22 protein-coding genes are annotated in these 25,872 nt (G+C 55.2%); 3 read left to right on the top strand and 19 right to left on the bottom strand.

What is annotated here, in order from left to right:
* Window positions 1-22 precede the first annotated feature (22 nt).
* The 17 genes from H7F31_RS13875 to H7F31_RS13795 all read right to left on the bottom strand — a co-directional run bounded on the left by H7F31_RS13875 (window position 23) and on the right by H7F31_RS13795 (window position 16,993).
* Window positions 23-889 carry a 5'-3' exonuclease gene (locus H7F31_RS13875; protein ID WP_181376698.1) on the bottom strand — a complete coding sequence of 289 codons (867 nt, stop codon included), beginning with the start codon at window positions 887-889 and terminating at the stop codon, window positions 23-25.
* 70 nt (window positions 890-959) lie between these two features.
* Window positions 960-2,198, bottom strand: coding sequence for an aminotransferase class I/II-fold pyridoxal phosphate-dependent enzyme (locus tag H7F31_RS13870; RefSeq protein ID WP_187104657.1), 1,239 nt, complete (start codon window positions 2,196-2,198; stop codon window positions 960-962).
* Window positions 2,195-2,569, bottom strand: coding sequence for an arsenate reductase family protein (locus H7F31_RS13865; RefSeq protein ID WP_187104656.1), 375 nt, complete (start codon window positions 2,567-2,569; stop codon window positions 2,195-2,197). The genes H7F31_RS13870 and H7F31_RS13865 overlap by 4 nt, the downstream gene beginning before the upstream one ends.
* 113 nt (window positions 2,570-2,682) lie before the next feature.
* Window positions 2,683-3,738 (bottom strand): RluA family pseudouridine synthase, encoded by a 1,056-nt coding sequence (locus H7F31_RS13860; RefSeq protein ID WP_187104655.1) that lies wholly within the window; start codon window positions 3,736-3,738, stop codon window positions 2,683-2,685.
* A gap of 43 nt (window positions 3,739-3,781) precedes the next feature.
* Window positions 3,782-4,408, bottom strand: a complete 627-nt coding sequence (locus H7F31_RS13855; protein ID WP_187104654.1) for a cob(I)yrinic acid a,c-diamide adenosyltransferase — start codon at window positions 4,406-4,408, stop codon at window positions 3,782-3,784.
* A gap of 66 nt (window positions 4,409-4,474) precedes the next feature.
* The gene (locus tag H7F31_RS13850; protein WP_187104653.1) at window positions 4,475-5,689 is read right to left on the bottom strand and encodes an aminotransferase class I/II-fold pyridoxal phosphate-dependent enzyme; all 1,215 of its coding nucleotides are present in this window, start codon (window positions 5,687-5,689) and stop codon (window positions 4,475-4,477) included.
* Between the two features lie 18 nt (window positions 5,690-5,707).
* Entirely contained in the window at window positions 5,708-6,199 is a 492-nt protein-coding gene (locus H7F31_RS13845) for an Lrp/AsnC family transcriptional regulator (RefSeq protein WP_187104652.1), read from the bottom strand.
* Window positions 6,200-6,300: 101 nt separating this feature from the next.
* A complete protein-coding gene (locus tag H7F31_RS13840; protein ID WP_187104651.1) occupies window positions 6,301-6,693 on the bottom strand; it encodes a spore coat protein in 393 nt (130 codons plus the stop codon).
* A gap of 42 nt (window positions 6,694-6,735) precedes the next feature.
* Entirely contained in the window at window positions 6,736-6,957 is a 222-nt protein-coding gene (locus H7F31_RS13835) for a hypothetical protein (protein WP_258235036.1), read from the bottom strand.
* A gap of 96 nt (window positions 6,958-7,053) precedes the next feature.
* Window positions 7,054-8,205 carry a Ger(x)C family spore germination protein gene (locus H7F31_RS13830; protein ID WP_187104650.1) on the bottom strand — a complete coding sequence of 384 codons (1,152 nt, stop codon included), beginning with the start codon at window positions 8,203-8,205 and terminating at the stop codon, window positions 7,054-7,056.
* On the bottom strand, window positions 8,202-9,755 hold the full coding sequence (locus H7F31_RS13825; RefSeq protein WP_187104649.1) for a spore germination protein: 1,554 nt from the start codon (window positions 9,753-9,755) through the stop codon (window positions 8,202-8,204). The genes H7F31_RS13830 and H7F31_RS13825 overlap by 4 nt, the downstream gene beginning before the upstream one ends.
* Entirely contained in the window at window positions 9,709-10,836 is a 1,128-nt protein-coding gene (locus H7F31_RS13820; protein WP_187104648.1) for an endospore germination permease, read from the bottom strand. Before H7F31_RS13820 ends, H7F31_RS13825 begins: the two co-directional genes overlap by 47 nt.
* Window positions 10,837-10,975: 139 nt before the next feature.
* On the bottom strand, window positions 10,976-11,896 hold the full coding sequence (gene cysK / locus H7F31_RS13815; protein ID WP_187104647.1) for a cysteine synthase A: 921 nt from the start codon (window positions 11,894-11,896) through the stop codon (window positions 10,976-10,978).
* A gap of 62 nt (window positions 11,897-11,958) precedes the next feature.
* Window positions 11,959-13,215: an MFS transporter gene (locus tag H7F31_RS13810; RefSeq protein WP_187104646.1), complete on the bottom strand. Its 1,257-nt coding sequence runs from the start codon at window positions 13,213-13,215 to the stop codon at window positions 11,959-11,961.
* Between the two features lie 300 nt (window positions 13,216-13,515).
* A complete protein-coding gene (locus H7F31_RS13805) occupies window positions 13,516-14,049 on the bottom strand; it encodes a hypothetical protein (RefSeq protein WP_187104645.1) in 534 nt (177 codons plus the stop codon).
* A 136-nt stretch (window positions 14,050-14,185) separates the two neighbouring features.
* Entirely contained in the window at window positions 14,186-14,614 is a 429-nt protein-coding gene (locus H7F31_RS13800) for a DUF350 domain-containing protein (RefSeq protein WP_187104644.1), read from the bottom strand.
* A 12-nt stretch (window positions 14,615-14,626) separates the two neighbouring features.
* Window positions 14,627-16,993 carry an endonuclease MutS2 gene (locus H7F31_RS13795; RefSeq protein ID WP_187104643.1) on the bottom strand — a complete coding sequence of 789 codons (2,367 nt, stop codon included), beginning with the start codon at window positions 16,991-16,993 and terminating at the stop codon, window positions 14,627-14,629.
* A gap of 214 nt (window positions 16,994-17,207) precedes the next feature.
* Between H7F31_RS13795 and H7F31_RS13790 the strand changes: the two genes are divergently transcribed.
* The 3 genes from H7F31_RS13790 (at window position 17,208) to H7F31_RS13780 (ending at window position 19,348) form a co-directional block, all read left to right on the top strand.
* Entirely contained in the window at window positions 17,208-17,567 is a 360-nt protein-coding gene (locus tag H7F31_RS13790) for a phage holin family protein (RefSeq protein ID WP_087566808.1), read from the top strand.
* 510 nt (window positions 17,568-18,077) lie between these two features.
* Window positions 18,078-18,470: a cupredoxin domain-containing protein gene (locus H7F31_RS13785; RefSeq protein ID WP_187104642.1), complete on the top strand. Its 393-nt coding sequence runs from the start codon at window positions 18,078-18,080 to the stop codon at window positions 18,468-18,470.
* Between the two features lie 206 nt (window positions 18,471-18,676).
* Window positions 18,677-19,348 carry an SDR family NAD(P)-dependent oxidoreductase gene (locus tag H7F31_RS13780; RefSeq protein WP_261800509.1) on the top strand — a complete coding sequence of 224 codons (672 nt, stop codon included), beginning with the start codon at window positions 18,677-18,679 and terminating at the stop codon, window positions 19,346-19,348.
* Between the two features lie 129 nt (window positions 19,349-19,477).
* Here H7F31_RS13780 and H7F31_RS13775 read toward each other — a convergent pair whose 3' ends face one another.
* Both H7F31_RS13775 and zapA read right to left on the bottom strand, forming a co-directional pair.
* Window positions 19,478-21,595, bottom strand: a complete 2,118-nt coding sequence (locus H7F31_RS13775) for a GMC family oxidoreductase (RefSeq protein ID WP_187104640.1) — start codon at window positions 21,593-21,595, stop codon at window positions 19,478-19,480.
* Between the two features lie 144 nt (window positions 21,596-21,739).
* The gene (gene zapA, locus H7F31_RS13770) at window positions 21,740-25,849 is read right to left on the bottom strand and encodes a cell division protein ZapA (RefSeq protein WP_187104639.1); all 4,110 of its coding nucleotides are present in this window, start codon (window positions 25,847-25,849) and stop codon (window positions 21,740-21,742) included.
* Window positions 25,850-25,872 lie beyond the last annotated feature (23 nt).

Genomic DNA, 25,872 nt, shown 5'->3' with positions numbered 1-25,872 from the left:
CTCCCTTTACGAGCTGTTTTGTCTAGCTAATCAAAGCGACCAGGCTTTTGAACTCCAGCTCCTCGAATTTGCTGAGAACGAGCTGGCGGTCATATTGCCAGCCGCAGCTGTCGATCTGCGTATCCAACGGAGCATCGCAGCGAATCGTCGCCAGCTGGCGGGATAAATGCAGCATCTCGATATCGGCTTCGATCTTCGCGCGGATCGTCTTCGAGACGGCCTCCAGGTTAGCTAGCAGTACATCGATAGAGCCATGCTCCTGAATAAGCTTAAGCGCCGTCTTCTCGCCAATGCCGCGAACGCCGGGATAATTGTCGCTTGTATCGCCCATGAGCCCTTTGATATCAATGACCTGCAGCGGCGTCAATCCACGCTCCTCCAGCAGCACCGCCGGCGAATATACCAGGTAATTGCCGATGCCCTTCTTCATGATCGCGATGGATACCCGTTCATCCACCAATTGCAGCAAATCATGGTCGCCGGTCACGACAACAACGTCCGCGTGATGCTTAAAGCGCGAAGCCAGCGTGCCGATGCAGTCATCGGCTTCGTAGCCTTCGATGCCGACATTGGGTACGCCGAAGCTTGCAACGACCTCTTTGACAAGATCGAATTGCGGGATCAGATCCTCGGGCGCGGCAGGCCGATTCGATTTGTATCCGTCGTATTGCTCCGTGCGAAACGTCTTGCTTCCCATATCCCAGCAGCAGATGACATGCGTCGGGTCGAACTTCGATATGGCATCCATAAAGTAGCGGACGAAGCCGTGCACGGCGTTGACCGGCATGCCGCTGCTTGTCCGGCGAATGCTTCCCGTAAACGAGGTTGCGAAGTACGCGCGGAATAAGATAGCCATGCCATCCACCAACAAAACCTTTTGACCGTTCATCAATAATCAGCTCCTGCTATGCTTGCATGTGCAAGTTATTGAAACACTCGATTTCGCGACTATGTTCTCCTCAATATCCTACCACATTGGACGAACGGATGAATACTCCGATTCTTGCCGCCGCTTCCAATAATCGGTCTTCATTTTCTACCAGCGCGATACGAACATAACCTTCTCCCTCTGCGCCGAACGCTTCGCCGGGAATAACGACGACGCCGGTTGCCCTCAGCATTTCCTGGGAAATGGTTCTTGAGCTCCATAATTCTCCGTCGTTTCCCATCAGCTTGGGCAGCTTGGCCCATACGAACATCGTCGCTTTAGGCGCCTCAACTTCCCAACCGGCCTCGCGGAGCGCACGAACAAAAACATCTCTTCTCCGCTCATAGATTGCGCTCGCAGCCGGCATATAAGCTTCGCGATCATTGGACATCGCAGCTCGAAGCGCCGTAATGCCAGCCTCTTGGACAGGATCGAATACGCCATAATCGATGTTGCCTTTCAGCTCGCGCAAGGCGGCGACGACATCTCGATTGCCGACAAGGAAGCCGATTCGGCAGCCCGCCATGTTGAAGCTTTTGGACAACGAATGGAACTCGACCGCCTGTTCCATCGCACCCGGGACTTGAAGAATGCTTGGAGGCAGCACGCCGTCGAAGCCCATCTCGGAGTAGGCCAGATCGTGAACGACAAGCACATCGTGCTTACGCGCTTTAACAATCAGCTTCTCGAAGAAATCCAGATTCGCAACAGCAGATAATGGATTATTAGGATAATTGAGCAGGATGAAGGATGCTCTATTCCATTCGTTCTCCGGTATGGCATCCAGATCGGGCAGGAAGTTACTATCCTCGCGAAGCGGCAGGAAGATGGGTTCCACGCCGGCCAATGCCAGCGAAGCCGCATAGATGGGATATCCGGGATCCGGCACGAAAGCGGCATCGCCAGGATCGCAGACGGCCATTGCCAGGTGGGCCAGTCCATCCTGCGAGCCCATTAACGTGACGATTTCCGCGGCGGGATCCGCCTGCACGCCGAAGCGATAGTTCATCCACTCAGCCGCCGCTTCCCGGAAGGGCAAGCCGCTGCTCGTGGCTGGATAAGCATACATATCCTCTCTTAGCGCCGCATTTGCCAGCGACTGGCGAATTGCTGCGGCAGGCGGCTGGTCGGGACTTCCGATGCCGAGATCAATAATATCAAGACCATTTGCCGCCGCATCGCGCTTCCACGCCGCCACCTCCGAGAAAATCGAGGAGCCCAAGTGCGACAGCCGTTTCGCGCGGAAACGCCGACTTTGTCCCTTGCTCATAATTTCCCCCATACGTCCGCATATTGTTCTTCTTTGTAGCCGATAGTCACTTGCTTGCCGTCCGTCGCGATCGGACGTTTGATCAACATGCCGTGCTGCGATAGCAGCTCCAGCTTCTCGTTTTCGCTCATCGAAGCGAGCTTGTCCTTTAGCCCAAGCTCCCGATAAACCTCTCCTGAAGTGTTGAACAGCTTCTTGAGCTCGAAGCCTCCCAGCTCCAGCAATGCTTTGAGCTCCGCAGCAGTCGGGGTATCCTCGTTAATATCGCGAAGAACAACTTCGTTGCCCTTCTCCTTCAGCGACTTCACCGCAGCCTTGCAGGTGCTGCATTTGGGATATTGAATGATTGTAATCTTGTTAGCTGTGCTCATCGTGATTCTCCTTTCTACGATCGTTGTGCTTGTTTCTATACTCGCGAGCCTCGAAACCACCTGTTCGGGCTCATTGTGTATGATTTTTCATACTCGCAGGCCCTGCCGCAATGTCAGCACTTGCCGCGCAACACTGCCTCCAGTTGGATCAACTCGGGCGGCAGCGGCGCATGCCAAACCATACGCTGCTTCGTCATAGGATGAACGAAACTTAACGTCTCCGCATGCAACGCTTGCCTGCCGACGGTTTGCTCCCAGCGCTCAATGCCGCCCTCGTCCGGCCCATAGAGTTTGTCCCCGATGAGCGGGTAGCCGAGATGGCGCATATGTACGCGGATCTGATGCGTCCGGCCCGTCTCAAGCTTCAGCTTGATGCAGGCCGCCGCCCTTTCCCCCACTTGCTCCGCACCGAAGGTTTCGGCCGTCTCATAATGCGTAATAGACGGATACCCGTCGGGTCTAACGACTCGCAGATGGGGCCGGTCGCTGTCTCTGTCAATCGGTTCGTTTACGACCCCGCTAGACGGATCGGGCGAGCCGTATACATAAGCACGATAGCGCTTGTCTACTTCGCCTGCCTGGAGCTGCTCCGAAATTTGCTGGTGAACATACCCCGTCTTCGCGATCGCGACCAGTCCCGACGTCTCTTCGTCCAATCGGTGAATGGGACGGAAGCGCACCCTCTCGCCGAGCGATTTCCAATGATACACGACGGCATTCGCAAGCGTGCCCGTGTAATGTCCGTGCGTGGGATGAACGATCATGCCTGCCGGTTTATTTACGATGAGCAGACTCTCGTCCTCGAAGACGATCTGGAACGGAATGTTTTCCGGCAGGATGTCGTCCGATTCTTCCCGCTCCATCCGCAGCCGAATGACGTCCCCTTCAGATACTTTGGCCGATGTGTACGCTCGCAGCTCGTTAACGGTTAGTCCATGCTCCGTCAGCTTCACTTGCGACAAGAGCTTGCGGGAGACGCCGAGACGTCTCTCCAGTACCGTGCGAACTTCCTTCCCGGCGTCCTGCGCGTCGACCTTCACTTCAAGAGACGGATAATAACGATCGTCCAGGTTTATGGTCGAAGCCGGCAACGCTTCGTCCCCCTTTCCCAAACGCCAAGTCTCCCCATCGACTTTGTCATGCGTATTGTCCACGTTTTGTTCGTCCATTTGACGCAACACTCATTTCTTCTATTCCGTTTCACCCTCGGTCTTACCTTTTGTCCTCGGTCTTGCCTTTTGTTGCTCCTTCGCTCTTTCCCTTGCCTTTGCCCTTGCCCTTGCGGAACACGTTCGCGCTTCGCACATATTCCGTGTCCGGCACGCCGAGCTTGGCATTGGCGTAACGCGCCGCCGCGAACAGGAAGTCGGACAGCCTGTTCAAGTAAACGAGAACATCTTCGTTAATGGCATGCTCGCCCGCCAGCGTCACCACCCTGCGCTCCGCTCTTCGGCAAACCGTCCGGCAGACATGCAAGGCCGACGAGGCGCTGCTGCCTCCAGGCAAAATAAACTTCGTGATCTCCGGCGACTCCGCCACATATCCGTCCATCCATTGTTCGAGACGAACGGCCGGCTCTCCGTCCATCTTTAACGGAGCTCCTTCCTGCGCATACGCCAGATCGGAGCCGCAATCGAACAGCTCCTGCTGAATATCGATCAGCCTGCATGCCAGATCGCGCAACTGCTCGTGTTTAACAGCTTCCGCCGCCGCCAATCCGACAAAGCTGTTTAACTCGTCGATCGTGCCGTAAGCCTCGACGCGGGCATCGTCCTTCCGCACTCGCCCGCCGATCAAGGAGGTCTCGCCTTTGTCTCCCGTTCTTGTATACAGCTGCATCCCTACTTCCAGCTCCTCTCTATGACAGCAAACAGCAGGCCGGACATCACTCCGACCTGCTGAAACCTATCCCTTCAACTTATGAACGAAATTGCCGATCCGATCGATCGCCTCCGTCAATTGAGTGACGGATGTTGCGTAGGAGCAGCGCAGGTGGCCCTCGCCTCCCAAGCCGAACACATCGCCGGGAACTGCAGCGACTCCGGCTTCCTCAAGCAGCCGCTGCGCGAATACTTCGCTGCTTAGCCCAGTAGACGTTACAGACGGGAACGCGTAGAACGCGCCTTGCGGCTCGTGGCAATCCAGGCCGATGTCCCGAAAGCCTTTAACGACGAGGCGGCGACGTTGATTGTACGACTCCACCATGCGGTCCTTTTCTTCCAGCCCGTGCTGCAGAGCTTCAAGCGCCGCGTATTGGGCCATGATCGGCGCGCACATGACCGTATATTGATGAATCTTGAGCATGGCCGACAGCAACTCGGAGTGTCCGCACATGTAGCCCATCCGCCAACCCGTCATCGCAAATGCCTTGGAGAAGCCGCTGACGAGAATCGTGCGGTCCTTCATGCCGGGAACCGCCGCGAAGCTCACGTGCTTCGAACCGTAGGTCAGCTCCGCGTAGATCTCGTCGGAGATGACGATCAGATCGTTCTCCTCGACGACCTTCGCGATCGGCAGCCAATCCTCGTACGTCATGATGCCGCCGGTCGGATTGCTGGGATAACAGAGAATAAGAACTTTGGAGCGCGGCGTGATCGCCTTCTTGAGCGACTCCGCCGTCAGCTTGAACGCGTCGGCCGAGAACGTCTCGATGCCGACGGGAACGCCGCCGCTAAGCGCCGTTATCGGCGAATACGAAATATAACAAGGCTCGGGAATAAGGATCTCGTCCCCCGGCGCGATCAGCGCGCGAAGCGCAAGATCGATGGCCTCGCTGCCGCCGACGGTTACGATCACTTCGTCTGCGGGGTTATACGCGATATCAAACGAATCGTCCAAATATTGGCAGATAGCTTCCCGAAGCTCGGGCATGCCGGCGTTCGACGTGTATTGGGTCTTGCCTGTCTCCAGCGCATAGACGGCTGCCTCCCGTACGTGCCAGGGAGTGACAAAGTCAGGCTCTCCTACGCCGAGCGTAATGACGTCCTTGCGCGTGCTTACCAAATCAAAAAAACGGCGGATGCCCGACGGTTTAATCCCCCTGACCAGCGGGGACAAATAATCGCTCATCGATTGCCGCCGGGCGAGCCCTGAGGAAACCTCCAGCTCCTCTTTCATCATACGCGCCACCTTCTTATGTTACGGCGATACCATCAAGCGATGGTCACCTTCGTGCTCATCGAAGATAATGCCGTCCTGTTTGTATTTTTTAAGTATAAAAAATGTCTTGGTCGACAGCACCGCATCAATCGGCGAAAGCTTGTTCGATACGAATGAGGCGACCTCCTTTAAATTTTTGCCTTCGATCTCTACAAGCAGGTCGTAAGCGCCGGACATCAAGTACACGGATTTCACTTCCGGATATAAATAAATGCGTTCGGCTATGCCCTCGAACCCTCTGCCGCGCTCCGGCGTAATTTGAACCTCGATCAGGGCCGTTACCTTTTCGTCGTCTACCTTGCTCCAATTGACAACGGTGGCGTATTTCACGATGATATGGTTTTCCTCCATCGCCGAGATGGCTTCCTTCACGTCTTCCAGGGGTACGCCTAACATCGTCGCGATCAACTCCGCGTCTCTGCGGGCGTCTTCCTTCAGCAGCTCCAACACTTTTAATTGCAGTTCCGTCATTCCACTACTCCTTCCGGCTCGCGATCCAAGGTTATAACGAATATTTTACAAGAAATACTCGGTTCCTGCAAAGGAAAAAAGAAAAGACCCCGACGGGGTCTCTAATTGAAATAAGACTGATGCTGCGATTGGCTTGCCTGCTGCTGCCCGCCAGCCGGCACATACATGGACTGCTGCTGGCCGCCCAGATTCTGCTGAAGGAACTGCTTCGTTTGCTGCTGTGTCTGTTTATACTGCTGCGCCTGCTTGTCCAGTTCCTGACGAAGCGCCGGAGATGCCGTATTATACATATTCGCCTGCTGCATGGCCGTAAACAGCTGGCCTTGCGCGTTTAGCGTGTTGTTGAGCAGCTTCGTAAACAGCTGTCTCATGTCCGGGCATGTGGATTCCGTCGTTGCCGTTGCATATTCGCGAACAACCCGCTTGAGATCGGAAAGCACGGTGGAAGCCAAATCCTCTTCCGATAAAAGTTGCTTGTTGGCTTGATGGTTCATTGATTATCCCTCCACAAGTATTGGTTGCTTGACTCCGACCTGTTATTGCGGCTGCGTAGGAGCCACTTGCTGATGATGCTGGATAGCGTGCATCAGCGAATCGTAATGTTGTTGATGCATGCTGATCATCTGCGTGCAGCAGTTGCGGATTGCCGGCGTCATGGACGCCGCTACGACTGCGGCGCATTGCTTCATCAGCAGGTCCTCGTTCGACATGGAATCCGCTACGTATTCCAGTTCTTTGGCTGTCATTGGCTGTAGCAAGGTGAAGCCTCCCTTATCCTAAATGGTGAAGATGCTTGGCCCTCGGAGCGCAAACATCTTATCTTGCCTTCCGTATTATGAGCCAAATCCTCCAAATTATGCTCCCTTCCTCAAAACAAACTTGCCGGAGTCGGTCAGCCCGAAGTCCACCTTGATCTCTGCAAGCGTTCCTTTATTCCAATCTTCCTTCTCGATGTGTTCGTGCCAATAACGATTATGGTAGCGATACAGATAATGCTCGAGCTCCAGAAAGTCTACTCCTCTTTCCCTGCCCGTATCGAACAGCGATTGGATTTGTCCTCGTACAAGCTCTTCTACGGAGCTTTCGATTCCCTCCTTCGTCATCTCGCCATCCAGTTCGACAACCGACCCCGACAACTTCAGCGATATTGTAAATCTCGGACCTCCTCCCGCCTTGGAGACTTCCAGGCTTGACTTGGCATGTTTGATCGATACGGTGCTCGTTGCTCCCCCCTGCTCCGCTTCCACGAGCACTTGCTTAAACTCCGGATTCAGCCAACGGAGCCCTATCACGGACTTTTCCGAGAAGTACCCCATGTACTTAAAATCCTTGTAGACAAACACCCCCGAGATGAGCTGGGTTGAGATGGGCTTCCCCCTCTTGCTCCAATGGGTTCCGCTGCTGTTGATGACGGGAAGAAGCGTGAGATCCTTCGGTTCTCTTATGGTCTGGACGGCCAGTTGCATCTGAAGCGGCTCGATGAACGTGTATTGTTCTTCATGCGGCTTAGGCATGTAAAGAACGCTATAGAGCGGCGATTGATTAAAAAAGTTATCTGAATTCAATACATTCTCGATATCGTCCGTCGTCCCAAAAATAAGCGAAGTGTACCTCGAAGCCCTCTGACGGTTCAGCGCGTCCAAGACATCTTCGATTTGACCAGCGGCCCGTTCATGGATGAGCACCGTCTTGAGATGCTCCAGATTAAGAGTCGCATATCCGGCCCGCATCAAATCATAGTAAGCAAGCAGAGTGGAATTGCCCGTACCTGTGCCGACCCACGTCTCCGCGGGTTTTGAATTCGGAGCGTCAGACTTGGCCACGGAAGCGAAATTGATTATCTGCCCATAGATGACGATCTTTTCGTCTACGTAATCGATCCCGAGAGCCGACACATAACTAACGTCTTGCAGATTCACTTCGTCCCAACAGCCTGCAATCACGCTTAGAGAAGCAAGAGTCGCTGCCGCAATTCCGGTGCGGATCAGACGGGATAAAGTAATCATGACCGCCTCGCTTTCTTATAAGAAGTCCAGGGTTTATTAATTATGGCGGCGGCAACTTCCTTGAAACGAATAGGCGCCAGAGGAGCCATATACGGCTGTCCGAATGATTCTAGCGAGCACATGTATAACAGAACCGAGAACATCGATACGAAGTAGCCGTACATGCCGAAGATGGAGGACAAAATCAGCACATAGAACCGAATAACGCTGACGGAGCCGGCTAACGATTGGTTAACCAGCGTAAATGTCGACACGGCAGCGACAGCCGCGACGACCAACATCGTCGGCGATGTCATGCCGGCTCGGATCGCGGCGTCTCCGATAATGAGCCCTCCGACGACGGATACCGTCTGGCCTACGGGGCGTGGAAGCCGAACGCCGGCTTCCCGGAACAGCTCGAACATACCCAACATGAGGAACATCTCCATCGTGGCTGAGATAGGCAGTCCGATTCGCGACATGGTCACGGTAGCAAGCAGCGTAAACGGAATTTGATCCGTATTGAAGGAGCATAGCGCTACCCAGAAACCGGGCAGGAACATGGCGACGAACAAGCCGGTGAAACGAAGCAGCCTCTCCATCGTGACGTAATAATAAGGGAGATGCGCATCTTCAGGCGATTTGATGAGCAATGTCATGTTGCCAGGGGCAATCAATGCGGCCGGCGTGCCGTCCACAAGGATCGCGACTCTCCCTTTCATCAGAGAATGGACGACAAAGTCGGGACGGCCCACGTAATTCACAAGCGGAAACAGGGATTTGGGCCTGTCGCTGATGAGCTCCTCCAGCTCTCCTGCCCCTTGCAGACTGGGGATCGTGATGGAACGAAGCCGCCGCTTCGCCTCCTCCACCAGCTCCGGCTTGGCTTGATCGGACATATAGAGAAACCCGATCTCCGTTCTGGTCTCCGTTCCGATGATGAAATACTCTACGTGGAGGTTTGGCGTCCTCATTCTCATGCGCACCAGGGCGATATTGACCGACAGCTTCTCTACGAAGCCGTCCCTCGGTCCCTTAAGGGATAACTCCATTGTAGATTCTTCGGGATTGCGGGAAGGCAAGCTTGCGATGTTGAACTCGTAAAACGATTCCCGATCGGAGAATAGAAGGATAACGGTGCCCGCGAACAAGCACTCGAACAGACGGTCTTCGTCGCCTTCGGTTTCGTTGAACATATCGCTAGGATGACGGCTGCATGATTCCGCAGAATCGCCATCATGAGAGGCATGTTCGGAATGCTCCTCGGTGTCGCCAGATTGCCTGTAACCGTAACCGTGGTCGTTTCCCGTACGGAATGTCGATGTATGCCGCTTCCAATTTTCCAGCATAGGAATAAGACCCATCTGGAACATTTGACCGTCAACCATGCCGTCGCAATAATACAATTCGCATTGGATGCCCGACTTGTCTTCTGCGTCGGGAACGCGCAGGACATGATTAAAAACGTCCTTGCACGGTTCGATGAGCTCGCGGAATCTCTCCCTGCTTATCCGCTCGCTTCTGTCATTGCCGCTCGTCTCGCTCTGCTGATCCAGCTCTCGTCCGTCCATTGCCGCTCCTCCTTGCTTTTACAAATGTTAGGCCGTATACGACGATAACCATGCCGCAAGACACGATGCCGCCATAGAGATAGGAGAAACTGATCACCCTCGCATAATCGACCATATGATGGACCCAGTACAGGGACACTCCACCAGCCACTGCCCCAATGAAGATTAGGCCGACGCTTCTCCGCTTCAACTTCCCGACGGGACTAAACTCCGCGATCAAATAAATGCTGAGCGATATACGAATCATCGAGCCGGACAACCACTGGTAGATAGCAAAAAAATCGACATGCTCGAAATAACGCCCGATCGTGACGAGCCTCCACTGCGAGAAGGCCGGATACCTCATCTTTTCTGCCTCGAAGGGACCGAATTCCGATATCGCCCCCGTTACCGGTCCAACTGCAAGCAGCGCCAGGAAGGCGACAAGCACAATCAGATGCCAGCGCTTGAAGGAGGACTTGAAGTGATGCTGCATAAGCAGAAGCAGGAACAGCTCTCCGAATGCAGTAATTGAATACAACGAAGCTTGCAAGACCGGGGGCATGCCATTCTCGAGCATGGGGAGCAGATAACGGTAATCCTTGTGCGGCATATTGGCCGACATGACAAAGTCGCCAACAAGGACAACGACGGGAAGCAGCAAACAACTGACAAATGCAATCGTTCGCAGTCCCAAACTCGCCGCATACACGCATAACCCGACAAATACGATCAGAACCGCGATGGGAGGCGTGTTGCTAAGATACGTTGTCTCCGCCCAAGAGACTGTTATGATTAGCGTTTCCGTTGCCGTCGTGAACGCGAACAGCATCATGTACCCAATGAATATCCAAGCGACGTGCAAGGGGAGTCGTTCCTTCATCCAGTGGTCAAGTCGCTTGCCCTGCAGCTTGGACAATGCTCCAAACAGCGGAATGGCCGTCCAGGGCAGGATAAAGATCAGTGCGACGAAGACCGCCATCCAGGCGTCTCTATGTGCGGCGCTCAAGATAAGCGGCACGATGAGTACGTGATTTACGAGACCAACGGATAAAATCATAATGCATGCGGCCGGAAATATGCCGAACGGCTTGATTGACATATGGCATTCACTTCCTTACAACCAAAGGTTGCCCAGAACGGGTGGCCTGAATGCATGCGATGGAGGAATATTTCCTTTCATTTAAAGAAGCCAGCCGGTCTGAAGACCGGCTGGCTGTCGTGAATATAGTCCCTGTAAGCTACTCGAATAGGCCCATGCTTAAATATCGTTCGCCCGTATCCGGGGCGATACATACGACGCGCCGTCCTTCGCCCAGCTTCCGGGCCATTTTGAGCGCCGCCCAGACCGACGCGCCCGAGGATGGGCCAAGCAGCAGGCCCTCTTGTCTCGCTAGCGCTCTCATCGTGCCGATGGCATCCTCGTCGGAAACCTGTATGATTTCGTCGTAAACGGAAGTGTTCAGAATGTCCGGAATAAATCCAGGACTTGTGCCGACCAGCTTATGGGGACCTGGCTGCCCTCCGGAGAGGACGGGAGAGCCCTGCGGCTCCACAACGGCGACGTACACTTCCGGCAGCAGCTCCTTAAGCTTCTCTCCCGTACCGGTTATCGTTCCACCCGTACCTGCCGTTGCCACAAATGCGTCCAGCCTGCCGCCTGTCTGCTCCATAATTTCCAGCGCAGTCGTCCGGCGGTGAATATCGGGATTCGCTCCATTTTTGAATTGATTCGGAATAAAGCTTCCCAGGTGTTGATGCTGCAGCTCCTCCGCTTTGCGTATAGCGCCGGGCATCCGCTCGGCTGCCGGCGTAAGTTCTACCTTTGCGCCGTAAGCCTTTAGAAGCTTGATTCGCTCCGTCGACATATTGTCCGGCATGACCAGAATCAGCTTATATCCTTTAGCCGCGGCATTCATAGCGAGTCCGATCCCCGTGTTGCCGCTCGTAGGCTCGATAATGGTTGCCCCTGGATGGATCATGCCATCGCGTTCGGCTGCTTCGATAAGCGCGAAGGCCGCCCGATCCTTGACACTGCCGCTGGGGTTTAATTTCTCCAGCTTCACATAAACTTCGGCATTTCCGGGCTCGATGATCCGGTTTAAGCGGACGATCGGCGTTTCTCCGATTAATTGCGTAATATCGCTTACTGCTCTCGCCATTGTTTCAACCTTCTCCCGTTGCTTACATACCTTTAATTGCAGTCTTTCTGGTCACAACTTGATTATGACGTTCTCGGCTTTGCCTTCCCTTTTAAACGGCTGCGCTTGTGCCCTTCTTGCCCGTTATTATGCTGCGCTTGCAGAAACGGACGTATAAACCACCAGCCGGCAATCGGCACGACGCCCACTCCCAGCATCAGCCACGTGATTGCTCTTGGCGAATCCGTAATCGGCAAAACAATGAGATATGCCGACAAACCTACCATACGTCCCAGCGTCAATCCCGCTTCTCTTAGCACGACGAATTCCTCTCTGTGGCTTGCGCTTTCCCTGGATTCGCCGATTAGATCGAAAACACGGGACGTCATCGGAATAATGTACAGCGGCATGAACAAGGAGGTGCCGATGCCGAACAGCAGCAAGGTCGTATACGAGACCTGCCAGAACAACGGCAGGATGACAAGGCTGATCATAACGACGCCGATCAGCATGCCCGTCAAACGCCGATGCGGCTTTAGCCATTTGCCCGCCGCCCAAAAGCTGATCAAAGCAATCAGGGACGTTATTAGCGAATACGTACCGAGCTTGCTCTCATCCCTTGTGGCAATATACACCGTTAGACCCACGAGGAACATAAACACGCCCTCCCGCACGCCTTGCGCCATAATGGCCAGGAACATACGCCTCCATGAGTTCCCTTTCTTGGCAAGTTGTCTAAAGCCGTACAGCCAATCATAAGTTCCTTCAACCTTGCGTTTCTTCAACCAGAAGCTCAGCACGACACTAACTGCGAAGATGGCAAGCGAAAGGCTGAAGATGATACGGTATCCCTTCTCTCCCTGCATGGTCGTAATCAGCAAGCCCGATATCCATGGCGCAAATATGCCTGCCATGGAACCCAGAAGGCCAGCCCATCCATTGTAGGAATCCCGCGTGTCCGGTTCTGTTACTTCAAAGTAAACGACGTTGCAGGCAATCCAGAACATGCCCATCGCAATGCCGTTAAGGGCGCCGAGGGGGACGGCCCATGTCTTGGCGGTCGTTCCCAGCAGCAACACAGCGCAATAGAATACGCCCGAGAGCGCAATGCCGACCCTCAGGCTATTCATTTTGTTGTGTTCCTTTACCCATTTGCCTGCGACCCAAAAGGTGAGTCCGCCGAGTACAAATTGGGCAAAGGTGAACCAGCCGATCAGCATATACGACTCGCTTGCCTTCCATAGATAGACCGGCACAAACGTTCCCGAGAGCGCGTTCGCTACGCCATACAACGCTTGGACGATCAGAAGCAGGGCAGCTTGTTTGTCTAATTTCGCCAAAACATAACCTCCTGCCGCAGCTTTATCCTGCGGCTGCCATTAGGTAGGGTTCAAAAAGTACGGTTTTCAGCACCGAGAAGATTGAAAGAAGGTAGAAAGTGAGTAGCGGAGCGTAGTGGAAGCTACGTGAGCAACGGAACTTTCGCCTGAATTCAATATTCGATGTCGAGTATGCTACTTGGCATACTACGTGATCAAAAGCGGACTTTTTGAACAACCTTTGTAAGTATGTTTTGTAAGATGCCCCGATTGCCGCCCCCTATGCCCGTCCAATCTTGGAAGTTGCCCTCCTGACTGCTTCTATTCCCGCTCGGACAGCTTGCCCATCATATACTCCCGATCGCCGGCGCTCAGCTGCGAAGATGTTGCGAAGCAGGATGGACAGACGTACCAGACGATACGGAATGGCGATGGCAGAAACGGTTCTCCAATGACCTCGGGCGCAGTTGGCACGAAACCTTCGCCGCCCAGAACTTGCGTCCCCGCTTCCAACATATATTCCCTGCAGTTTGGACATTCCGGAACCTCATACTGCGCCTCCGTAATCTCCTGAATGACCCCTTGCGCTGCTAAAGTGCTTCTGGTAGCTCCTATGTACCCTTCCTGCTCGGCGGCCCAATCCGCTTCGCTATCGTCGTCCGCGTCGTTCCATTCCGGAAGATCCATATCCTCATTATCTGCATCGTCGCTTTCCCCGCCGTCTCCGATCCCGATGTTCATCGTACGGTAGCCGCTCAGTTCGTTCTCGCAATGCGGGCAATGAGACTCGGGCCCAATCTCCTCATCCCAAGTAATTTCCGTCTGGCACCAAGGACAAATTTGCTTTTCTTCCATCGCTACAGTTCTCCTTCATTTCTCATCTAACATCCATCATGTATTCATAACGTAAATAATACCGACCACAAAAAACAATATCGCCACGACAAGCAGCGTAATCCAAAGATACTTCATCTTCGGGAAAACCCCTTTCTTAATCCACGATGACGGTGGCTCCTATGATGTAGGAAAGCGATACGGAGATGATCATGGCGATCAACCCGACCGCACGGTTGTCGCGCGAGATCTCCTCGTCGATCCGGAAGACGGGGGTCAGGAACTCGAACAGGAAGTACGCCACGAGCAAAATAATAAAGCCGTACGCTCCCCAGATCAGACTTTCGTAGATGCTGTCGTTCGCTTCGACGGAGAAGCGGAAGATGTTGCATATACCGAATATTTTGCCCCCGGTTGCCATAGCCACCGACACGTTGCCTCGCTTGATCTCGTCCCAGCACTTGTACTTCGTCACTAGCTCGAACACCGACAGAAAAACGATCAGCGACAGCACGGTGACGGATACGAATACCAGTGAGGACGCATACGGATTGTCCAACAGCTTATCGATCTCCGATTCCTTCATTGCCCCAACCTCCTACTTCAGCTCGGCAACTGTAACCCCAATGCCGCCTTCGCCGTAATTGCCGTTCCGGAAGCTCTTCACATGGGAGTGCTTGCGCAAATACTGCTGGATGCCCGTGCGAAGAATGCCCGTCCCCTTGCCATGAATAATATAAACCTGACCGAATCCCGATAAGAACGACTCGTCCAGGAATCGGTCCACTTCCATGATGGCTTCCTCCAGGCTTTCGCCGCGCAGATCCAGCTCCATCTTGACGTTATCGTCGCGTGTGCGGTTCAAGCTCGCCCCTGACTGTTTAGGCTGAACGGCTTTGGCAGCGTCGGCCGCCTTCGGCTTGAGCAGCTCCATATCATCCAGCGCAACCTTCATTTTTAGAATGCCAAGCTGTACGGTGGCGTCCGAGCCGTGCACCTCGAGCACGGATCCCTTCTGGTTCAGGCTGTACACCATAACCTCGTCGCCAGGCTCGATCTTGCCTTGTTTGCCCGCCGTCTTGACTTTCTTGGTCTGTACCTGCGGAGACGCCTCATCAAGCCTCCGCTTTGCTTCGATCAGCTTATGCTCCTTGACCGAAGCGCCCTCCTCCATCGCCAGCTTGCGCAAGTCGGCGATAATGACCTCCGCCTCCCGCTTCGCCTTGGCGACGGCCTCCCTTGCTTCTTCCTGCGCCTTCAGCAACAGCTTCTCCTTCTGTTCCTCGAAGCGAAGACGCTCCTCCTCGTGCTTCGCGCGTTGCGCTTCCATCTGCTTCCGCAGCGCCTCCGCGCTCTGACGTTCCGATTCGGCGCTGATCCGGTTTTCCTCCAGCGACGCGATCATGTTCTCCACGCGCAGATCCTCTTCGCTGACCTCGCCTCGCGCATGATCGATAATAGAACGCTGCAAGCCCAGCCGCTCCGCGATCGCAAACGCATTGCTTCGTCCCGGCACGCCGACCAAAAGCCGGTATGTTGGACTTAAGGTTGCGATGTCGAACTCCATGCTGGCGTTAATGACCGACTTGCGATTATAAGCATAAGCCTTGAGCTCGCTATAGTGCGTCGTCGCGATAATACGGCTGCCCCGCGCATGAATATGCTCCAAAATCGCAATCGCCAGAGCGGATCCTTCCGCGGGGTCCGTTCCTGCTCCCAACTCGTCGAGCAGCACAAGGCTCTTGGCGGTCATGGAGCCCAAAATGCGAATGATGTTCGTCAAGTGGCTGGAGAACGTACTGAGGCTCTGCTCGATACTTTGTTCGTCTCCGATATCCGCGTAGATGGCATCAAATACGCATAACTGACTGCCATCCTCGGCTGGCACGAACAATCCCGACATTGCCATCAGGCTAAGCAGACCCACTGTTTTGAGCGATACCGTCTTGCCCCCCGTATTGGGACCCGTCACGATAATAGCCGTGTAGTTATTGCCAAGCTCGACGTCGAGCGGAACGACCTTATCCTTATCGATCAGAGGATGCCGGCCGCGCTTCAGCTTCAAAAACCCTCTGTCGTTCATTCGAGGTTGGGTTGCCTTCATCTCGTGCGCCATTCTTGCTTTCGCGAACGCGAAGTCCAGCTCGGCCAGCAGCTCCAGATCGATCAACAGTTCTTCCCCATGATCGGCGGCTTGGGCCGTAAGCTTCTGCAAAATTTTCTCAATCTCGCGCATTTCGGCTGCCCGTGTCTCTCTGAGCTTGTTGTTCATCGCTACGATAGCTTCCGGCTCGATAAAGAGAGTGGCGCCTGATCCGGATTGATCGTGTACGATCCCTCCAAAGCTGCCGCGGTATTCCTGCTTTACCGGAATGACATAACGGTCGTTGCGCAAAGTAATCAACGTGTCTTGCAGCATCTTCTGCACGCTTGACGAGCGGATCATATTCTCGAGTTTCTCGCGAATGCGACCCTCGCCGCTCCTCAGCTCCCTTCGGATCGAAGCAAGCTCCGGGCTGGCATGATCCAGCACTTCCCCGTTCTCGTCGATGCAGTCTAGGATGGCGTCTTCCAGCGGCTTATGCTCCGCAAGGCCGGATGCCGTCGTGGACAACATCGGAAGCGGATGCTCGTCGTGAATGCTCTCGATATGACGTTTTACCCTGCGGCCGCCGCGTGCAGTCGAGGCGATATCGAGCAGCTCTCCGGGATTTAAGGTGCCTCCGATTCTAGCGCGAAGCAAGGACGGACGGATATCGACGATGCCGCCGAACGGCGCGCTGCCCTTAAGTCTGTCGGCCGCATAAGCTTCGTCCGTTACCTGCAGCAGCGCCTTCACGGACTCGAGCTTCGTTTCCGGCTGCAGCGCCTCCGCAATGCTTTTGCCCAGCGACGTGCTGGCATGCTTCGTTAATTTATCTATAATTTTGGGATACTCAAGCGTTGTCAATATTTTGGAATCCAACAAATAACACTCCTCTCGCCCTTTTATTATAGCCGAACCTTGAACGCGATGCACGATTCGGCGCATCTTTGAATACGGGTATTGCCGCCTTCACATGAATTGATGAAATTATGACCATACTATGTACAGCAGCAACCGTTCCATCTCCTGTTTCAGGGCAGACTTTATATGGCTTCGCCTGCAGCTTCACCATTCCACGAAGGAGGTAATGCATGTGACTTTTCTTGGCCATGTCGTTAGGTTTATCGTTTCCGCGCTTGTCTTGATGCTCGTAGGGTTTATCGTGCCGCAGTTCAGCGTGGGAGGTTTCTGGAGCGCCTTCTTCCTGGCGCTTGTCATCGCAGCATTGGGCTGGATTATCGAAGGCATCTTCGGCAAAAAGGTTACGCCTTTCGGTCGCGGCATCGTCGGCTTCATTGCCAGCGCGGTCGTCATCTGGCTCGCCCAGTTCATCGTCGGAGGCGTCACTGTCACTTGGCTCGGCGCGATTCTGGCCGCGCTTGTCATCGGGATTATCGATTTGTTTATCCCGGTAAGCACGCCTTATGAAGCCGGTCGCAATCGCCACGATTAATCAGAGTTTCGCCCGCGCCGATCGCGAAGATCGCCGCAACGCAATGGACAGCAAGATAGCTGCCGGATGACAAACCTTTGCCTGCCTGAAGAAGGGGCAAAGGTTTGTTTTCTTTTTTTATTATATAGGAGAAGAGGACGCGGAGCCGTTTCGCCTTGCTAACAATTTTGTCAATCCTTTGTCAAGGAGTTGTCACCTGTTATCCTTTATCATGTCCAATATTAGGATACAATGAAAGGGTAAGAATATTTATAGCCATTCAAGAGGTTGTTCAAAAAGTCCGCTTTTGATCACGAAGTATGCCAAGAAGCCTACTCGACATCGAATATGGAACGCAAGCGAAACTTCCGGTGCTCACGTAGCTTCCACTACGCTCCGCTCCTCAGTTTCTACTTGAATTCCATCTTCTACAGCGTTTTTGAAAAAAACGCAGCATCGGAAGCATACGCTTATGTGCTGAAAACCGAACTTTTTGAACTCTCACTTTAAGGCTGAAAGGGGATATCGATAATGAAAAAATGGATCGTATTCGCATCCATTCTAACATTGGCTCTGGTCATCGCCGCTTGCGGAGCCAATAACGGGGGAAGCAACGGCGGGAATAGCGGGGATGTGGTAGCCGTCGAAGCTGCCGTAGAGCCGGCTTCCGAAGTCGTTTTGACCGCATCCGATTGGAAATTTGATCAGCAGGAGTATCAGATCAAAGCCGGAGAGCCGGTTGCTCTGACATTGAAGTCCGTTGGCGGCGTTCACGGCGTGCAAATTTTGAAGACCAAACATACGATTGGCAACAACGAATCCGTTACGCTTCAATTCGACAAGCCAGGTACTTACGATATCATTTGCAACGTGCCATGCGGCGGCGGACATGCCAAGATGAAAGCGAAGCTGGTCGTTACCTAACAGCACCAAACACCATTTACCCGGAGCCGCGCGCAGCTTTCGATCCTGCCGCAGTGCTCCGGGTAAATTATTTTTATACATAAGATTTATCAGGAATATTTGGCTTCACGGTCAAAAAGTCTGATAGCCCCTTGCCTTCCATTGGGCTTGCCGCTTTGATAAGATGGACACATTACCAGTGAACGGGAGGAATGCTTGTGGGAGCTATGAATAGTCGTATTGCCTTGATCAGCGGGGCCGGAACGGGATTGGGGCGCGCGACGGCAATCGCCTTCGCTGCGGAAGGAGCGGAGGTCGTGCTGTTGGGACGCCGCCGCGATAAGCTGGAGGAGACGGCCGCCCTCGTGCAGGACCGCACGGGTAAAACGGCGCTCGTGATAAAGACGGATGTCACGGAAGAATCGCAAGTCGCGGATGCTATTCGCACAACTCTTAAGCGTTACGATCGCATCGACGTGTTGCTTAACAATGCCGCTATCCTGGAGTCGGGCTCCGTTGCCGAGCTGTCCGCGGACGATTGGCAGAAGCAGATCGACACGAATCTGACGGCGCCGTTCCTGCTCACGAAAGCCGTTTTGCCGGCCATGCGCAAGCAGAAATACGGACGCATCATTAATATAACATCCAGCTTGTCGAGAAATGGCGCAGGCGGTTATGCCGCTTACAGCGCAGCAAAGGCCGGACTGGAGTCATTGACGCGCTCCATCGCCGACGAGGAGCATGAGCACGGCATTCTGGTCAACCTTTACAACCCCGGCACGCTCCGCACGGAGATGCACGCCACGGGCAAGGATCCTGCCATCGTGACGCCCGATATCGTCCGTCTTGCGAGCCTCTCCTTCGGAGGACCGACGGGAACGATCCATTCCTACGGGTGATCGCAAGCGTCTGCTCTTCCCAAAGGCCTGTAGAATAATAACCGATTCAGCTTGGGAATATGGAACGCGAGGATCAGGGTTGTTCCCGGGCTGAAGAGGGTGGCCGTTTCCAAATATAATCGCCCCGGATCATCCCTCCTTGATAATATGGTCTGCCGTACGGAAGGCCAGCGCCATAATCGTCAGCACCGGGTTAACGCCCCCGTTCGTAACATGCAGCGAGCCGTCGCTCACCCACAGATTGTCATAGCCGTGTACGCGTCCCGTTGGATCGGTGACCGATGTCAGAGGGTCGTTACCCATCCGCAGCGTGCCCGCTTGATGCTGCCCTCCGCTTAGTCCGCCTCCCGGCCGGGTTCTCCATACCTCTCTCGCGCCCGAAGCCCACAACCATTTCTCCGCTTGCGCGCCCAGCATTTCCGCTGCCCGCAGCGATTCGGGATGCACGCCTCCGGAGAGCGCGGCTACCGGAAGACCGAATGCATCTCGTACCGTCCGCGATAGACGGACTCTGGATTCGGCGCTCGGAATTTCCTGGATAGGCCCCTGGATCTGGCTGGTGCGAGAATAGCTTTCCCGCATATGTTCTTTGCCTGCCCTTCCCCATCGGATCGCGTTCGGAGACAAGGCTCGATACCAATGAACAAGCGGCAGCCGGGTGAAGTCGTTAGCCAGCAGCCCTCCTCCGATAATTCCATTCTCCGGATGATGGTCGAATCGCAAAGTTGCGATACTGACACCCGGGCCTAATCCGTCCTGCAAAGGTTCGTCGAACAAGCCGTATGCGCCGGAGTAGACATGACCTTGCAAATGTCTTCCCGCTTGCCCGTTCCGATTGCCGATTCCTTCGGGCTCGGAATCGCTGCCGGAATTGAGCAGGAGACGCGCGCTTTCGATAGCCCCTGCCGCAACGACAACCTGGCCCGCTCGCACCTGTCTTCGCTGGATGATGCCATTCTCTAGACGCGCAAGACGAACTCCCGTCGCATGTTTTCCTCCCTCCGTATCGATGCGCTCCGCCAACGTGTCGCAAACGAGATCGCAGTTGCCGGTGGCCATCGCCCTTGCCAGCATCGTATTATGCCCGCCATTTTTGCTGTTGGTCGGACAGGCAAAGCCCACGCATTCGCCGCAGCGTCCGCATGGTTGCCGGCCGTCCCGTTCAACCGAGTTAATCAGAAGCGGCACCGACCCGGTTGCCCATCCCAGCTTGTTCGCTCCCCGAGCGAGCACTTTCGCCTCCGTCGTAAATGGCAGCGCGGGCATGGGATAAGCGCGCGTACGATTGCCTCGTCCCGGATGAGCATTGCCGTCGCCCGAGACGCCTACTTCCCACTCTGCCCGATTATAGTAAGGCTCTAGATCCTCGTAAGTAATCGGCCAGTCGCTAAGCGAGCTCCCCTCCGGTATGCCATACCGGCTCGCCATTCGAAAGTCCTCGGGATGGAACCGCCACGCCTGCGCGCCATAGACGCGCGTGCCTCCCCCGAGCGTCATCGCGTTGTTGTGGTAATCCCCTTCGAACGGCACCGTTATGCGCTCTGCCCCGCTAGTCGTTGCAAAGGTGCGCGGATAGCCGACGGAATTCGGTCCCGTATTATGCCCGTATTTGCTAAACCGATGATTGCGCAAATGGTCCCTGCCGACCTCTTCGTAACGAAGCCAGCTTCCCCGCTCCACGACCAGCACCTGAAGCCCGGCCTCGGCCAATAGTGCCGCCGCCACGGAACCGCCCGCTCCCGCCCCGACGACTACGGCGTCGTATCTGTTTTTCAACTGGTCCAGCGGCGTCGGGATGAACTCGGGCTCATCGGGAGGGGTCCGCGTTGCCGAAGCCGTACCGGAACGGAATCCTATCATTTCCCAGGACTTTCCTCCAAGATTTCCGCCCGCCTCCGGACTTCCATAATAACCGTCGACGACCAGCTCCAGCACGGTGGAGAACAATAAGCGCGGTTCGGCCGAAGCCGGCCACCCCGGGTAGGAACCGCACTCCGCGCCGCGCAGCAGCTCATCTTGTTCATCCTCTGTCAGCTTGACAAAGGGGGCTTTGTACCGCTTTAGTGCTTCCCCGTTCAACGCGCGAAGGCCCTGCTCGATGACTTCTGCCCAAACAACGGGTTCTTGCCCGGCGAAACGTTCCAGATAGGCAAGGACTCCCGCTTCGGCCGCCGATGGCCACTCGTCTTTCGGAATCAATCGATTGGCAACCGCTTGTAACATTTCTGCAGCTTCATATTGGCTCATTGTCCCAATGCTCCTTCTTAGTGGCTGGTTGTGGGCGCAAAAAGACGCCTATTCCCTCCCGATGCAACCTGCACCGAGCTGGAATAGTCGTCCTTTAAGAGGATGTTCAAAATGTTTTGCGCCTAATAGATTCGAACGCTGCCGTCAGCTTTGCTCGATCATCTCGATCCATTCGTTGAATTCCGACTGCAGCTTCGAGTATTCGCGGCTGAGCTTGTTGTGATCGTCGAGCAAAGCGGAATGTTGGTTAAGCAACGCTTCCGCGGATTGAGCCGCTTGATCCCGCTCCTGCTGAAGCTCGTTCAGCCGTTCCTGCCAATCCTCCTGCACGTCGACCGAGGCGGCGGCTTCGCGCATGGCGAGCTCCATCCGCTCGCGCAGCTCTTCTTCCATCGCGGCATAATCGTTGCCCGCCTTCTCCAGACGCGCCAGCTCCGTCTCAAGCTCGCGAATCGACTGCTCTTGCTGGGACAGCTGTTTCTCGGCTTGCTCGGAACGCTCCATTGCCGCTTCCAGCTGACCGTTAGCGATACGCTCCCTAGCCGCCAGCAATTCCAACTGAGCGATCAGTTCCTGCTCTTTGTGATCGCGATCCGCGGCTTCGGCCGTCAATCGTCCAAGCTCGGTCTCGTTCTCCGACAATTGTTGGCTTAACCGCTTGGATTCGGCCGACGCCGCTTTCCATTGCTCTTCCAGCTCCGCGGCAAGCTCCATGGCTTCCGACTCGTTGCGGCCTTGTTGCTCCGCAAGCTGACGCTCCAGTTCGGCCATTCGTTCGCCGCTTGCGGCAAGCCGCTCGGAGAGCTCGCGTTCGGCAAGGTTGCGCCGGGCCAATTGATCGACCAATTCCTGTTCGCGCTCTTCGCGCTGAGCCAATTGCGCGGATAGCTCTCGAACATGAGATTGAAGTTCGGCCAGCAGCTGTTGCTGCTCCTGCTCGTTCGACTTCAACTCCGCCAATTGATTGGAAAGCTCCCGCTCCCGCGAAGTCAGCGCGGACAATTGCTCCGACAACTTCCGCTCGCTTGCGGAACGGGCAGCCAGCTCGGCGTTGAGCTCATGCTCGCGCGCATCCCGCTCATCCATCCAGACCTGTTCTTCCTTCTGATGACGCGCTAGCTGCTCCGACAATTCGATCCATCTGGACTCCGCCTCTTGCAGCTTCTCGGACAGCGTATGCTCCTGCGAAGTCAATTGAGCAAGCTGAACGGTCAAAGACTGCTCCTTGGTTTCCAGTTGCGTGACCAGCTCCGACAGCTCCAGCGCTTCGAATTCCGCTTGGTCCAATCTGGCCGTGCGCTCTGCTTCTTCCTTAGCTTTAAGGGCAAGCTGCTGCGACAGCTCAGCCGCTTTTGTCTCCGCATCCTGAAGCCGAGCGGTCAGCGATCGTTCTTTTCCGGTCACCTGATCAAGCTGCTCTTTTAACGCTTGCTCCCCGGCGGCAGCTTGCTGAAGCTGCTCCGACATGGACTCTTCTAGCGCTATAAAAGCAAGGATCCGCTCCTGCAAAGATTGTTCGCCAGCCGTCAATTGGGCAAGTTTCTCGGACAGCTCGTTTTTCTCCGAATCCGTTTCGCTCAGCTGGCCGGACAACGCCCGTTCGGCTGCCGCCAGCTGCGCCACTTGCTCCGACAGCTCCAGCGCTTCGAATTCCGCTTGATCCAGCTTCGCGGCGAGCTCGCTCTCGTCTGCCGATTTCTGCGACAGCTGCTGGGACAACGCATCGGCTTTGGCTTCCGCTTCGCGGAGCTGGCCCGTCAGGGTAAGCTCCTTCTCCGCCAATTGCGCCAAAAGCTCGGCTTGCTCCTTGACCTTCGAACCGGCTTCCAGCAACTGCTCGGACAGCGTATGTCTGGCGGCTTCCAGCTCGGCTTTGTGCTGGCTCAACGATTGTCCGCTGTTTTCCAGCTCGTTTACCTGCAGGGACAGTGCGTTCCCTTGCTCGGTCAGCTCGGCCAACTGCCCGACGAGCGATTGTTCTTTTGCCGACATCTCCTCGATCCGCGCGCTTAGCGCCTGCTCCCTGATCGTCAGCTCATCCACTTGCTCCGCAAGGAACTGCTCCTGCGAACGCGACTGCTCGATCGACTCCGATAACGATTGTTCCTTCGCCGTCAATTGCTCGATACGCTCCGTCAACAACTGCTCGTTCGCCGACAGTTCCTCGATCTGCGCCGTCAACAATTGCTCCTGCGAACGCGAACGCTCGATCTCCTCCGCTAACGAATGCCCTCTCGCCGTCAGCTGTACGACCTGTTCAGTCAACGAGCGCTCGCGCGACTGCAACTGCTCAAGTTGCTCCGTCAGCGACTGCTCCTTGGATTCCAGCTGCGTCATCTGCTCCAGCAGTTCCAATGCTTCAAGCTCCGCTTGCTCCAGCTTGGACGCGACAGCTTGCTCCCCGGCGGATTTCGAAGCCAACTGCTCCGCCAACGCTTGTTCATTGGCAGTTTTGCGTTCCAGTTGCTCAGCAAGCGCTTGTTCATTGGCAGCCTTGCGTTCCAGCTGCTCCGCCAGCGCTTGTTCATTGGCAGCCTTGCGTTCCAACTGCTCCGCCAGCGCTTGTTCATTGGCAGTTTTGCGTTCCAACTGCTCCGCCAGCGCTTGCTCATTGGCAGTCTTGCGTTCCAACTGTTCCGCCAGTTCCGCCGCATTCGCTTCGAGCTCCTCGACCATCGTCAACAGCATTTGCTCTTCTGCGGATTTACGCTCCAACTGCCCCGCGATGTCCGCGGTCCTTTGGTTTTCCGCCAATAACTCGGCTTCTCTTTCCTGCTGAGCGATAGAAAGTTTGCTCTCATGCTCTTGGGACAATGCCGCCAGCCTGCTCTCGTAATCCAGCTTCAAGGAAGACAACTGCTCCTCGTAGCCGGACGCGCTGGCTGCCTTCTCAGACGAAAGCTCTGCCAGCCGCTCCTCGGCAACCTCCATTTGCTCGATCCATTCTTCCCGCTCCTGCTGGAGCTGCGATAGGGATGAACGCAGAATTTCCTCCTGCTCCATCGCGGCCATTATTCCTTCGTCCGCAGCCTGTATGCGCTGTTCAGCGGCTTCCTTATCCGCAAGGCTTTGTTGTTCCAGCTCGGCAATCCGGGTCAGCAGCTTATCGCGATCCTCCAGCCAGCCGCTTCGTCTGCGCTCCAGCTCCGAACGCCGTTCCTGCTCGACCTTCTCCAGCTCCGCTTTCCAAAACGTCTCGCGTTCCTCCGCTTGCCGATTATGTTCCGCGTCGGCGGCATCGGCTGACGTCGTCCATTCGGTTTCACGAAGCTCCCATTTCCGCTGCCATTCCGCCAGAAGCTTTTCCCGCTCCTCGTCCTTTTCCATGGAAAGTTCGGCAAGCGCCTGATCCCGTTGCTGCGCCAGCTCGATAGCCGCTCGTTCCTTGGCTGCAGAGATGTCGGCCAGCTCCAGCATGACGGCATCCTTCTCGCCCACCAGCTTGGCGACAATGGCAACCTTGTCCCTCTGTACCTGTTCGATCGCTCGTGCCTGCTCGTTCTTGAGCTCCTCCACAAGCTGCTCATGATCCTGCATAAATGCAGCCAGCAGCTGCTCCTGCTCCGTCTTCAGCTCGACGATCGCTTGCTCCTTCTCCTGCATCAAGCCTGCAACCGTTTGCTCCTTTTCCAATGTCAAAGAGGCAATCTTTCCGTCACGGTCCGCTTCCAGCTTGGCCAGCTCCGTCTCCAGCCGACTCTTAAGCTGCAGCAGCTCCGCTTTGCTCTCCGCAATCAGACTGTCGCTGACACGCTGCAGCTCGGCTTCATGCTCCTCCCGCAGTTGCTTCAAGCGTTCCTCCGCCAAACGCAACGCTTCGCCGTGAGCAGCCTCGTCAGCCTGCTTTTGCTCGTCCGCAAGCGCAAGCAGCTCCGCCAGCTCTTGTTCAGCCTTCTCCTGCGCCTGCCGCAGCTTCGCCTCCGAAGCCTGCTTCAGCTCGGATAGTCCAGCTTCCAGCTCGGAGGTTTTGCGCGTCTCCGATTCCAGTTGCTTGCTTATAACGCCAAGCCTGGCTTCTTCCTCCTGCAGCCGCGCATTGTCTTTCCGCAGCCGGAATACATCCTCCGTAATCTGCATGGCGCAGAGAACGGCAAGCTTTTGCATATCTAAACGAGGATACGTCTTCGCCAGCTTCTTCATGCTGTCGTCAATCGAGCTTGCAACCCTCTTCATATATTCTACATTGGAATGGCCTTTAAGCTTGTACTGAACACCATATATATCAACGGTTACAACGGTTTGATCTGCATCCACTGTGTCGTATCCTCCTATCGTCT

Origin of the sequence: Paenibacillus sp. PAMC21692, from assembly GCF_014303795.1 — a bacterium.
Classification (GTDB): Bacteria; Bacillota; Bacilli; order Paenibacillales; family Paenibacillaceae; genus Pristimantibacillus; species Pristimantibacillus agaridevorans.
This window is presented reverse-complemented; position numbering and strand designations above follow the sequence as displayed.